At 72.5% G+C, this 12,455-nt stretch carries 10 protein-coding genes; 6 read left to right on the forward strand and 4 right to left on the reverse strand.

Translation table 11 applies throughout. The features are described 5' to 3' along the window. Positions 1 to 59 precede the first annotated feature (59 nt). Positions 60 to 3,599, forward strand: coding sequence for a DNA polymerase III subunit alpha (dnaE, locus tag ACGFQ9_RS25980; RefSeq protein WP_393576935.1), 3,540 nt, complete (start codon positions 60 to 62; stop codon positions 3,597 to 3,599). 83 nt (positions 3,600 to 3,682) lie between these two features. On the opposite strand, the gene ACGFQ9_RS25985 is transcribed toward dnaE, so the two are convergent. Then, positions 3,683 to 3,844 (reverse strand): hypothetical protein, encoded by a 162-nt coding sequence (locus tag ACGFQ9_RS25985; protein ID WP_393576937.1) that lies wholly within the window; start codon positions 3,842 to 3,844, stop codon positions 3,683 to 3,685. 208 nt (positions 3,845 to 4,052) lie between these two features. Here ACGFQ9_RS25985 and ACGFQ9_RS25990 point away from each other — a divergent pair, with 208 nt between their 5' ends. The 4 genes from ACGFQ9_RS25990 (at position 4,053) to ACGFQ9_RS26005 (ending at position 7,908) form a co-directional block, all read left to right on the forward strand. Beyond that, positions 4,053 to 5,345, forward strand: coding sequence for an NYN domain-containing protein (locus ACGFQ9_RS25990; protein ID WP_393576938.1), 1,293 nt, complete (start codon positions 4,053 to 4,055; stop codon positions 5,343 to 5,345). A 19-nt stretch (positions 5,346 to 5,364) separates the two neighbouring features. Then, the gene (locus tag ACGFQ9_RS25995; protein WP_393576939.1) at positions 5,365 to 6,396 is read left to right on the forward strand and encodes an ABC transporter ATP-binding protein; all 1,032 of its coding nucleotides are present in this window, start codon (positions 5,365 to 5,367) and stop codon (positions 6,394 to 6,396) included. Next, positions 6,393 to 7,181, forward strand: a complete 789-nt coding sequence (locus tag ACGFQ9_RS26000; RefSeq protein WP_393576940.1) for an ABC transporter permease — start codon at positions 6,393 to 6,395, stop codon at positions 7,179 to 7,181. Before ACGFQ9_RS25995 ends, ACGFQ9_RS26000 begins: the two co-directional genes overlap by 4 nt. A gap of 91 nt (positions 7,182 to 7,272) precedes the next feature. After that, positions 7,273 to 7,908, forward strand: coding sequence for a hypothetical protein (locus ACGFQ9_RS26005; RefSeq protein WP_393576942.1), 636 nt, complete (start codon positions 7,273 to 7,275; stop codon positions 7,906 to 7,908). 177 nt (positions 7,909 to 8,085) lie between these two features. On the opposite strand, the gene ybaK is transcribed toward ACGFQ9_RS26005, so the two are convergent. The 3 genes from ybaK to ACGFQ9_RS26020 are packed head-to-tail and all read right to left on the reverse strand — an operon-like array spanning position 8,086 to position 10,985. After that, positions 8,086 to 8,601 carry a Cys-tRNA(Pro) deacylase gene (gene ybaK / locus ACGFQ9_RS26010; protein ID WP_393576943.1) on the reverse strand — a complete coding sequence of 172 codons (516 nt, stop codon included), beginning with the start codon at positions 8,599 to 8,601 and terminating at the stop codon, positions 8,086 to 8,088. Positions 8,602 to 8,614: 13 nt separating this feature from the next. Then, a complete protein-coding gene (locus ACGFQ9_RS26015; protein ID WP_393576945.1) occupies positions 8,615 to 9,358 on the reverse strand; it encodes an LON peptidase substrate-binding domain-containing protein in 744 nt (247 codons plus the stop codon). Between the two features lie 34 nt (positions 9,359 to 9,392). After that, on the reverse strand, positions 9,393 to 10,985 hold the full coding sequence (locus ACGFQ9_RS26020; RefSeq protein WP_393576946.1) for an oxidoreductase: 1,593 nt from the start codon (positions 10,983 to 10,985) through the stop codon (positions 9,393 to 9,395). Positions 10,986 to 11,111: 126 nt separating this feature from the next. Between ACGFQ9_RS26020 and hisD the strand changes: the two genes are divergently transcribed. Further along, positions 11,112 to 12,434, forward strand: coding sequence for a histidinol dehydrogenase (gene hisD, locus ACGFQ9_RS26025; RefSeq protein WP_393576948.1), 1,323 nt, complete (start codon positions 11,112 to 11,114; stop codon positions 12,432 to 12,434). Positions 12,435 to 12,455: the final 21 nt, after the last annotated feature.

Raw genomic sequence — 12,455 nt, forward strand, 5'->3', positions numbered from 1 at the left:
CGGATCGACGTAGGATTCAGAGCTGCCCCCCGCCCCCTCGTGCTCTGGAGCCTCCCGCCGTGACCAAGCCGCCGTTCACGCACCTGCACGTCCACACCCAGTACTCCCTGCTGGACGGTGCCGCGCGGCTGAAGGACATGTTCAACGCGTGCAACGAGATGGGCATGACCCACATCGCCATGTCCGACCACGGCAACCTGCACGGCGCGTACGACTTCTTCCACTCGGCGCAGAAGGCGGGGATCACGCCGATCATCGGGATCGAGGCGTACGTCGCCCCCGAGTCCCGGCGCAACAAGCGCAGGATCCAGTGGGGCCAGCCGCACCAGAAGCGCGACGACGTCTCCGGCTCCGGCGGTTACACCCACAAGACGATCTGGGCGGCGAACAACACCGGCCTGCACAACCTCTACCGGCTGTCCTCCGACGCGTACGCCGAGGGCTGGCTGACCAAGTGGCCCCGGATGGACAAGGAGACCATCGCCCAGTGGTCCGAGGGGCTCATCGCCTCCACCGGCTGTCCCTCCGGCGAGGTGCAGACCCGTCTCCGCCTCGGCCAGTTCGACGAGGCCATCAAGGCCGCCTCGGACTACAAGGACATCTTCGGCGAGGGCCGGTACTTCCTGGAGCTGATGGACCACGGCATCGAGATCGAGCGCCGGGTCCGCGACGGACTGCTGGAGATCGGCAAGAAGCTCGGCATCCCGCCGCTGGTGACGAACGACTCGCACTACACCTACGCGAGCGAGGCCGGCGCGCACGACGCCCTGCTCTGCATCCAGACGGGCAAGAACCTCTCGGACCCCGACCGCTTCCGTTTCGACGGCTCCGGCTACTACCTGAAGTCGACCGACGAGATGTACGCCATCGACTCCTCGGACGCCTGGCAGGAGGGTTGTGCCAACACCCGGCTGGTAGCCGAGCAGGTCGACACCGAGGGCATGTTCAAGTTCCGGAACCTGATGCCGAAGTTCGACATCCCGGAGGGCTACACCGAGGTCACCTGGTTCCGCGAGGAGACCATGAAGGGGATGCACCGCCGCTTCCCCGGCGGCATCCCCGAGGACCGCATGAAGCAGGTCGAGTACGAGATGGACACGATCATCTCGATGGGCTTCCCCGGCTACTTCCTCGTGGTCGCCGACTTCATCATGTGGGCCAAGAACCAGGGCATCGCGGTGGGCCCGGGCCGTGGCTCCGCGGCCGGCTCGATCGTCGCGTACGCCATGGGCATCACCGACCTCGACCCGATCCCGCACGGCCTGATCTTCGAGCGGTTCCTCAACCCCGAGCGCGTCTCCATGCCCGATGTCGACATCGACTTCGACGAGCGCAGGCGCGTCGAGGTGATCAGGTACGTGACCGAGAAGTACGGCGCCGACAAGGTCGCCATGATCGGCACCTACGGCACCATCAAGGCCAAGAACGCGATCAAGGACTCGGCGCGGGTCCTGGGCTACCCGTACGCCATGGGCGACCGGCTCACCAAGGCCATGCCCGCCGACGTCCTCGGCAAGGGCATCCCGCTCTCCGGCATCCTCGACCCGCAGCACCCCCGCTACGGCGAGGCCGGCGAGATCCGCGGCATGTACGAGAACGAGCCGGACGTGAAGAAGGTCATCGACACCGCCCGCGGTGTGGAGGGCCTGGTCCGCCAGATGGGCGTGCACGCCGCCGGCGTGATCATGTCCAGCGAGCGGATCACCGACCACGTGCCGGTCTGGGTGCGGCACACCGACGGCGTCACCATCACCCAGTGGGACTACCCGAGCTGCGAGTCGCTCGGCCTGCTGAAGATGGACTTCCTCGGCCTCCGCAACCTCACGATCATGGACGACGCCGTCAAGATGGTGAAGGCCAACAAGGGGATCGACATCGATCTCCTGGCCCTCCCGCTCGACGACCCCAAGACCTTCGAGCTGCTCCAGCGCGGTGACACCCTCGGCGTGTTCCAGTTCGACGGTGGCCCCATGCGCTCGCTGCTCCGGCTGATGAAGCCCGACAACTTCGAAGACATCTCCGCCGTGTCGGCCCTCTACCGGCCGGGCCCGATGGGCATGAACTCGCACACGAACTACGCCCTGCGCAAGAACCTGCAGCAGGAGATCACCCCGATCCACCCGGAGCTGGAGAAGCCCCTCGAAGAGGTGCTCGCGGTCACCTACGGCCTGATCGTGTACCAGGAGCAGGTGCAGAAGGCCGCCCAGATCATCGCCGGCTACTCGCTCGGCGAGGCCGACATCCTCCGCCGCGTCATGGGCAAGAAGAAGCCCGAGGAGCTGGCCAAGAACTTCACGATCTTCCAGGAGGGCGCCCGGAAGAACGGCTACACCGACCAGGCCATCCAGGCCCTCTGGGACGTCCTGGTCCCCTTCGCCGGCTACGCCTTCAACAAGGCGCACTCCGCCGCGTACGGCCTGGTCTCCTACTGGACCGCCTACCTCAAGGCGAACTTCCCGGCCGAGTACATGGCCGGACTTCTCACCTCGGTCAAGGACGACAAGGACAAGTCCGCGATCTACCTGAACGAGTGCCGGCGCATGGGCATCAAGGTGCTCCCGCCCAACGTGAACGAGTCCGAGTCCAACTTCGCCGCCCAGGGCGACGACGTGATCCTCTTCGGCCTCACCGCGGTGCGCAACGTCGGCCAGAACGTCGTCGACTCGATCATCAAGACCAGGAAGTCCAAGGGGAAGTACAGCTCCTTCCCCGACTTCCTGGACAAGGTCGAGGCCGTGGTCTGCAACAAGCGGACCGTCGAGTCGCTGATCAAGGCCGGCGCGTACGACGAGATGGGCCACACCCGCAAGGGGCTGGTCGCCCACCACGAGTCGATGATCGACACCGTGGTCGCGGTGAAGCGCAAGGAAGCCGAGGGACAGTTCGACCTGTTCGGCGGAATGGGCGACGAGGAGAGCGACGAGCCCGGCTTCGGCCTCGACGTCGAGTTCTCCGACGTGGAGTGGGAGAAGTCCTACCTGCTCGCGCAGGAGCGCGAGATGCTCGGCCTGTACGTCTCCGACCACCCGCTGTTCGGCCTGGAGCACGTCCTCTCCGACAAGACCGACGCCGGCATCTCCCAGCTGACCGGCGGCGAGCACAGCGACGGCGCGGTCGTCACCATCGGCGGCATCATCTCCGGCCTCCAGCGCAAGATGACCAAGCAGGGCAACGCCTGGGCCATCGCCACCGTGGAGGACCTGGCCGGCTCGATCGAGTGCATGTTCTTCCCGGCCACCTACCAGCTGGTCTCCACCCAGCTCGTCGAGGACGCCGTGGTCTTCGTCAAGGGACGCCTCGACAAGCGGGAGGACGTGCCCCGGCTGGTCGCCATGGAGCTGATGGTCCCCGACCTGTCCTCCGCCGGGACCAACGCCCCCGTGGTGCTCACCATCCCGGCCCTGAAGGTCACCCCGCCGATGGTCACCCGCCTCGGCGAGATCCTGCGCCACCACAAGGGCAACACCGAGGTCCGGATCAAGCTCCAGGGGCCGCGGACCACCACCGTGCTCCGGCTCGACCGGCACCGGGTGCAGCCCGACCCCGCGCTGTTCGGCGACCTGAAGGTGCTCCTCGGCCCGAGCTGCCTGGCCGGCTGAGGGCAGGAGCCTCCGTACGGACGCGAGGGCGCCCCCGGCCGTGTGCCGGGGGCGCCCTCGTCGTGGTGAAGCGGCCGCGAACGTCAGTTGTGGCCGAACTTCTTTTCCTTGCGCTTGTGGGCCATGTCCATCGGACTGGGCGCCGAGGTCGATGGCTCGGACGCGCTCGGCTGCGAGCCGGCGGGCTGCTGCGTGGAGCGGTCCTGCTGCTTCGCGGGCTGCTTCTGGTTCTTGTTCTTGGCCATGGTGAAGCCTCCATGTGGGGTGTAGGGGCCAGGGCCGCCTTCACCCTCACACACCCCCGGATACCGCGCATTTTGGATCATTACTGTGCGTAGTGGCCGCCCTTCGCGTGCCGATCGTGAGATCCGCCACGCCGATGATCGAGTTCCGGCCGTCAACACCCTTGCTGTCGGGCAGACTCGGTGGAAAGCCGAGCTCTCCCGGAAGAGGGTGGAAAGCGTGGACCGCTGCGTCGTCCTGGTGGACGCCGGCTATCTGCTGGGCGCCGCCGCGAGCCTTCTCGCAGGGGAGCCGTCCCGCTCCCGCATCACCGTCGACCACGCCGCCCTCATCCAGGGGCTCCGGGAAGGAGCCGAGGCCGACACCGCGCAGCCCCTGCTGCGCATCTACTGGTTCGACGGTGCCCCAGACCGGGTGCCCCAGCCCGAGCACCGCAGGCTCCGCGTGATGCCCCGGGTCACCGTCCGGCTGGGTGCCCTGACCCGCAGCGACGGCCGCTGGGCCCAGAAGGGCGTGGACGCGGCCATGCACGCCGAGCTCACCGAGCTGGCCAGAAACCGCGCATGCTCCGACGTGGTCCTCGTCACCGGCGACGGCGACCTGCTCCCCGGCCTGATGTCCGCCAAGGAGCACGGGGTCGCCGTCCACCTGTGGGCCGTACAGGCCGCCGACGGCGACTACAACCAGTCCGAGGACCTGGTCGCCGAGGCCGACGAACGCCGGGTCCTGGACCGGTCCTGGATCACCCGCGCGGTCCGGGCCAGGGACCTCACCGGGCTCTGTCCGCCGCCGCCCGCCCCTCGCCCCGAGATCGCCGCCATCCTCTCCGCGCCGCTGCCGGAGGCAGCCCTCGCCGAGGCCGCCCGCAACGGCGCCGTGCCGGCCGTGTCCGGCCTGGGCGGCCCCGCGGCCCCCGAGAGCCCCGCCGGGACGGCCACCCCCTCCGCCCCGGCCGTGTCCGGCCGGACCGTCCCCACGCCCAAGGACCTCGCCGGACTCCGCCCGCCCGCCGCTCCCGGCGGCACCGCCACCGTGCCCAGCCCGCTGCCCCCCGCCGGCAGCGCCCTGCGCTGGTCCTCCGACAAGGGCTGGATCGACCGGGGCGGCCCCCTCGGCGAACCCGCCGAGACCGCCTCCCTGCCCACCCTCGCCCAGCTCACCAGCGCCGAGCAGCGCTGGGCGGACCGCGAGGAGGACATCACCACCGTCGGCGGCGACCCCTTCGAGGTGGGCCAGGTCTTCGCCCGCCGCTGGATGGAACGCCTACCGGAGACCGTCCACCTGCAGAAACTCTCCATCATGTACCCGCGGATCCCGCACCGCATCGACGGCGAGCTGCTGCGCTACGCCGCCCGGTTCGGCCTGCTCGCCCACAAGGACGACCAGATCGACGAGCACGACCGGTACGCCATCCGGGCCGGGTTCTGGCGGGAGATCGACGTGCGCGCCGCCGCCTCCCCGGTCGCCGCGCCGGTGACCCCGGGGGTCGGGGAGGCGCCGTAACCCCGTAGGCTGCTCCCTCGTGAGTACGGGCACTGCAGAGGCGGAACACGGCACGGCGGGCGCCGCTGCCGCCGACCCGGTCTGCGTGGTGCGCGACCTCGTCAAGACGTACCCGGCGGTGCGGGGCCGGCGCGGAGCCCCCGCGCTGCCCGCCGTCCGGGCCACCGACGGCATCTCCCTGGACGTGCACCGCGGCGAGGTTTTCGGCCTCCTGGGCCCCAACGGAGCCGGCAAGTCCACGCTCGTACGACAGCTCACCGGTCTTCTGCGGCCCGACTCCGGCACGGTGCGGCTGCTGGGCCACGACCTCGTCGGCCACCCCGAGCGGGCCTCCCGCCTGCTGGCCTACCTCGGGCAGGAGTCCACGGCGCTGGACGAGCTGACGGTCGCGCTGGCGGTGGAGACCACCGCCCGGCTGCGCGGGCTCGCCACCGGCCGGGCCCGCGCCGAGCGGGACGCCGTCCTGACCGAACTGGACCTGACCGGCATCGCCGGACGCCCCCTGAAGAAGCTGTCCGGCGGACAGCGGCGGCTGGCCTGCTTCGCGACCTCCCTCGTGGGAGAGCGCCCGCTGCTGGTGCTGGACGAGCCCACCACCGGCATGGATCCCGTCGCCCGCCGGGCCGTCTGGCAGGCCGTCGACCGGCGGCGCGCCGAGCACGGTACGACGGTGCTGCTGGTCACCCACAACGTGATCGAGGCCGAGACGGTCCTCGACCGGGTCGCCGTCATCGACCGCGGCCGGGTGATCGCCTGTGACACCCCCGCGGGGCTGAAGGCACAGGTCGCCGACGAGGTGCGGCTGGAACTGGTGTGGCGCTCGGTGCCCCCGCTGGACGTGCCCGAGGTGGCCGGGCTGCGGCCGCTGGCCGCCGAGACCGGGCGCAAGTGGGTGCTGCGGATGGGCCCGGACGAGGCGCGGGCGGCCGTCGCGGCCGTGACCAGCGGTCCGGCCTTCGCTGCCCTCGACGATTTCACGCTCGCCACGCCGAGCCTGGAGGACGTGTACCTGGCCCTCGGCGGGCGGACGAAGGGGCTGGTGAAGGGATGACCGACGGGGCGACGCGGGCGCCGGCGGAACAGGTTCCGCTCGCGCCCCGGGCACGGTTCTTCCCGGCGCTGGCCGCGGTCTACCGGGCACAGCTCAGCCGGGCCCGGGTGGCCCGGATCCCGCTGCTGTTCGTGGCCACCTTCCAGTCCGTCGGGATCATGATCCTGATGCGCGGGGTGGTGGACGGCGGCTCGGAGGCCCGCGCCGTGGTCGCCGGTTCCTCGGTGCTGGTGGTCGCCTTCGTCGCGCTCAACCTGCTGGCCCAGTACTTCGGCCAGCTGCGGGCGAGCGGCGGGCTCGACCACTACGCCACCCTGCCGGTGCCGCCCGCTTCGGTGGTGCTCGGCGCCGCCGCCGCGTATGCCTCCTTCACCCTGCCGGGCACCCTGGTCACGGCGGTGTTCGGCTGCGTGCTCTTCGGGCTGCCGATGGGCGGCCTGTGGATCCTCGCCGCGGTGGTCCCGCTGGCCGGGGCGGCCCTGGCCGGACTGGGCGCGGCCCTGGGTCTGCTGGCGCCCCGACAGGAGCTGGCCACGCTGGCCGGGCAGCTGGGCATGTCGGCGGCCCTGCTGCTGGGGGTGCTGCCGCCGGAGCGGATGCCCGGGGTGATCGTGTGGGCGCGGGACCTGCTGCCGTCCACGTACGGGGTCGAGGCGTTCGCGCACACCTTCGCCCCGCACCCGGACTGGTCCACCGTCGCGGCCGACCTGGCCGTGTGCGGGGCGGTCGGGGTGCTGTCGCTGGCCGTGGCCACCCTGGCGTACCGGCGGGCAGCGGTCCGCTGAGACCGGCCTTCGCCCCGGCGCCCGCCCCGGCCGTACCGCCCGGCGGTGGTCCGGCGCGGCCCCGGCCGGTGCCACCTGGCACGATGTGAGGGTGACCGAAGCCGTGACCCCGCCGCCGCCCGCCGATCCGTTCGCGCCCGATCCGGAGCCCGGCCCCGACCCCGCAGGCCCGAAGAGCGGCATCACCGCCGCCGACGTCCGGGACGCGGCGGCCGTGACCCTGCTGGTGGGCGTGGCCGGGGTGCTGCTCGGCCTGCTGTGGGTGTGGCTGGCGCCGCGCGTGCAGTACGTGTCCAACGGTGAGGCGGTGTTCCTGCGGGACACCGAGAGCGAGGCCCGGATCGGCTCGGACGGCACCTTCTTCCTGCTGTCCCTGGGGCTCGGTGCGCTGAGCGCCCTCGCCGTCTTCCTGTGGCGGCGCGGGGGCGGCGTGCCGCTGGTGATCGGGCTGGCCGTCGGGTCGGTGTTCGCGGCGCTGGTGGGGTGGCGGCTGGGGCTGTGGCTCGGGCCGTCGCGGGACCTGGTGGCGGCGGCGAAGGCGGCGGGCAAGGGCGTGCCCTTCGACGCGCCGCTGCAGTTGCTGGCGCACGGGGCGCTGCTGGCCTGGGCGGCGGCCGCGGTGGCGGTCCACCTCGCCCTGACGGCGCTCTGGGGTCCACGGGACCCCGCCCCGGAGCCGTGGATCCCGGGGGCCCAGCCTCCTGCCCCACCGGGCCCCGCGGCGTAGCGGAGCCTGCGAGCGGCGCTCCGGCTGCGCCCCGCCAGGGGCGCGGGGAACTGCGCGACCGGCCACGGACGGCCGACAGACCCGGTACGACGGGGCCGCCCCGGACCGGGGCGGGGTCTGGGGCCGCAGGCCACAGTTTCGGGAAAGGGCGGGGTGGGGAAAGGCTCCGCGCAGCGGTCAGACGCGGGCCACCGGGGCGAGGACGGCCGAGGTGAGGGACGCCAGGTCGGCGGGGGCCAGCTCGACCTCCAGGCCGCGGCGCCCGGCCGAAACGCAGATCGTCGCGTGCGCCGAAGCCGACGCGTCCAGCACCGTACGGAGGCGGCGGCGCTGGCCCAGCGGGGAGATGCCGCCGCGCACGTAGCCGGTGGTGCGCTCCGCCAGCACCGGGTCCGCCATCGCGGCCCGCTTGCCGCCCACCGCCGCGGCCAGCGCCTTGAGGTCCAGCGAGCCGGACACCGGCAGGACCGCCACCGTCAGCGCTCCGTCGACGTCCGCGACCAGGGTCTTGAACACCCGGTCGGGCGACACCCCGAGGGCCTCGGCCGCCTCCTCGCCGTACGAGGGGTGCGCCGGGTCGTGGTCGTAGCTGTGCACCGTGTGCGGGACCCCGGCGCCCGTCACCACCGTCAGGGCGGGGGTGCCGGCACCGGCACCCGCGGCGGCCTTGCCGGCCTTGTTCTTCTTCGCCATGGCAGCGGCGGCCTCAGTTCGGGCTGGTCGGAGAGAATGTCAGGTCCACCGCCGGCAGCGACGGCAGGTGCCGGATCACCGCGGACTCCGTCCGCAGCAGCTTCAGCTCCTCCGACAGCCGGGTCGCCGTGTCCGGCGCCTGCAGCAGCCGCTGCTTCGACGGCACGTCCAGCACCGCCGCCGCCGCGACCAGGTACGAGACCACGGACGGGTCGTCCGGCAGTTCCGCACCCGTGTGGGCCAGCGACCGCTCCCGGGCGCCCGCGAGCCGCTTCTGGTAGTTCCGGAACGCCCGCAGCACCCCGTCCGCCAGTGCCCCGGCGCCCTCGCCCGGGTCCTCCGGCAGCTCCTCCAGCTCCGCCACCAGGAACGGGCCGGTGGCGTCGACCGACAGCAGCCGGACCCGGATGGTGCCGGTCGCCAGCACCTCGAAGCTGCCGTCCTCCCGCTCCCGGATGGTCGCCGCGTCCGCGATGCAGCCCACCCGGTGGAACGCCTGGATCGGGTCCGCCCCGAAGCCGGCCGCCGGTCCACGCTCCGGCAGGGCGGTCTCGTCCGGCATCCCCGGCGCGGTCGCGGCCACCTCCCGCCCGTCGCGGATGGCGACGACGGCGAAGCGGCGCGGTTCCTCGTCGCCGGCCTTCAGCAGCTCGCGCATCATGGCGCGATACCGCTCCTCGAAGACGTTGAGCGGCAGCACGAGCCCGGGGAACAGCACCGTGTTCAGCGGGAACAGCGGCAGGCGAACGGTGGTCACGAGCCACAGGGTAATGGCCCGGAGCCCGCCACCGTCACCCGCGGCGCAGCAGCCGGGAGGCCCCCGCCGCCACCGTCGTCGCCAGGATCCAGCCCAGCATCACCAGCGCGGCCGCCCCCCACTGCCAGCCGCCCTGCACCTTCCAGTGGCCCTGCTGGCCCAGATCCACCACCGGCAGCAGCAGGTCCAGGGCGTACAGCACCGCGTTCCACTGCGGGGACTCGCCCGCCTTCACCGGCGCCGGCTCGTGCCGGGAGAACACCGCGGCACCCGCCGCCCACAGCACCAGCATCCACACCGCCGCCCGCCCCGGCCGGTAGCCGTACGCCACCGTCCAGTCCTGCAGGTACCCCCACGCCCTGGCAGCGGGCGGCAGGGTCGCCCGGCGCCGCCGCTGCTTGGCCAGCAGCACCTCCCGGGCGTCCGCGTCCTCCCCGCCGGTCCGCAGTACCGCCGCCAGCCGCTCGTACGGCTCCGGGGAGTACTCCACGGTGGCCGCCGCCACCCACTCCAGCCGCCGGACCAGCGGGAAGTGCCCGCGCGGAGCCAGGTTCCCGTAGACGAACCCCTCCATGGAGAGGCGTCCCGGGCCCGGCCAGCTGGTGGACCGGTCGACCAGCTTGTCCACGCGCGCACCGGAGACCACCACCCGCCCGCGCTCAGGACGCTCCCCGACGAAGCGGAACTCCGGGGTCTGTATCCGGCGCAGCGACACCTCCTGCTCGTCCGCCAGCAGGAACCGCGCCCCGTAGAAATCCACCGCGTCCCCGAACCGGCCGTCGTCCAGCCGCAGTCCTCCCCGGCACTCGAAGTGCTGCGCCCGCCCGCCCCGGGTCGGGGTCTGGCCCATGCCGTACGGGGGAGTGGAGCCGCCGTCCACCCCGTAGTCCATGGAGATCGAGGTCAGGTAGAGGGTGCGCTCCACCGTCAGCTGCGGGGCGTTCAGCGCGCGCCGCCCCGTGGGATTGACCAGCTTCGCCCCGCGCATGCTCATGGACACGCCGATCTTGGCACCGCGCAGGCTGACCTCCCCGTACGCCTCCAGCAACTCCGCCTGGAGGTCCTGGGCCACCGACATCCCGTCGGCCGCGATCGCCCGCCCCTTGCTGTCCCGCTGCACCACCGCCTGGCTGATCAGCAGGTCCGTGCCGATCTGCGCGTCGGTGAGCCGGATGCCCCTGGCCACCCGGCAGCGCGGCAGGTGCAGGTCCCCCTCGGTGTGCAGCCGGGCCGCCTCCAGCCGGGGGACCGCGCACCGCACCAGCCGCAGGGTGCCGAACCGGGCCTCGGACAGCTGCACCTCGCTGTCGAAGCGGCACGCCTGGAGCTCCACGTACGGCTCCACCGTGCCGCCGGAGAGGTCCAGCCGCCCGGTGATCCGTACGCCCCGCAGCTTCAGCGAGGGCACCCGGCCCGGCACCGGCGGCGGGCCGTGCAGCAGCAACAGGGCGACCACCCGGGCGCGGACGCTGCGCTCCGGGCCCCACGCGCGCTCCCCGAACGGGTCGTCCTGCCCGGCGGCACGGGCACTCAGATCACAGACGCTGCCGGTGCGGAACGCCTGCCACATCCGCCGTTCGGCCGTGGTCAGGTCGTCCGGTTCCGTCTCGGCGCGCACCTCCGTCATGCGGTCCCCCTCCGCTCGCCCGTCCGCCCGTACCGGAACGCTATCGGCCGGGTGTGACATCCGGGACGTGTATCAGCCAGTGATACGGGCGGACGGCGGCGGGAGCGGGTCTGAGAGAATTGGGACGTGATCTCTCGAATCGACCTGCGCGGTGACGCCCTCCCCGAGGGTGCCGCCCTGCGCGATCTGCTTCCCCGTGCCGAGTTCGACGTCGCGGCCGCCCTGGACAAGGTCCGGCCGATCTGCGAGGACGTCCATCATCGTGGCACGGCGGCGCTGATCGAGTACGCGCAGAAGTTCGACGGGGTCACCCTGGAGCGCATCCGGGTACCCGCCGAGGCCCTGGAGAAGGCCCTCGCCGACCTCGACCCGGACGTCCGCGCCGCCCTCGAGGAGTCGATCCGGCGCGCCCGGATCGTGCACGCGGCCCAGCGCCGCACCGAGCACACCACCCAGGTGGTGCGCGGCGGCACCGTGACCGAGAAGTGGGTCCCGGTCGAGCGCGTCGGCCTCTACGCGCCGGGCGGCCGTTCCGTCTACCCGTCCTCCGTCGTGATGAACGTGGTCCCGGCCCAGGAGGCGGGCGTGGAGTCCGTCGCCCTGGCCTCCCCGCCGCAGAAGGAGTTCGGCGGGCTGCCGCACCCGACCATCCTGGCCGCGTGCGCGCTGCTCGGCGTGGACGAGGTGTACGCGGCCGGCGGCGCCCAGGCCGTCGCGATGTTCGCGTACGGCACCGACGAGTGCGCCCCGGCGAACATGGTGACCGGCCCCGGCAACATCTGGGTGGCCGCCGCCAAGCGCTACTTCACCGGGAAGATCGGCATCGACACCGAGGCCGGCCCGACCGAGATCGCGATCCTCGCGGACGCCGGCGCCGACCCGGTGCACGTCGCCGCCGACCTGATCAGCCAGGCCGAGCACGACCCGCTGGCCGCCGCCGTCCTCGTCACCGACTCCGCGGAGCTGGCCGAGGCCGTCGAGCGGGAGCTGGAGACTCAGGTCGCCGCGTCCAAGCACGTCGAGGACCGGATCAAGCCGGCCCTGGAGGGCAAGCAGTCCGCGATCGTGCTCGTACGGGACCTGGAGGACGGCCTGAAGGTGGTCGACGCGTACGGCGCCGAGCACCTGGAGGTGCAGACCGCCGACGCCGCGGCGCTGGCCGCCCGGGTCCGCAACGCCGGCGCGATCTTCGTCGGCCCCTGGGCCCCGGTCTCCCTCGGCGACTACTGCGCCGGGTCCAACCACGTCCTGCCCACCGGCGGCTGCGCCTGCCACTCCTCGGGCCTGTCCGTGCAGTCCTTCCTGCGCGGCATCCACATCGTCGACTACACGCGCGACGCCCTGGCCGAGGTCACCCACCACGTGGTGACGCTGGCCGAGGCCGAGGACCTGCCCGCGCACGGGGCGGCCCTCAAGGCGAGGTTCGGATGGAAGGTGCCCGGCAAGTGAGCAACACCAGCAACACCGGCA

It is taken from the genome of Streptomyces sp. NPDC048603 (genome assembly GCF_043199475.1).
Taxonomy (GTDB): Bacteria; Actinomycetota; Actinomycetes; order Streptomycetales; family Streptomycetaceae; genus Streptomyces.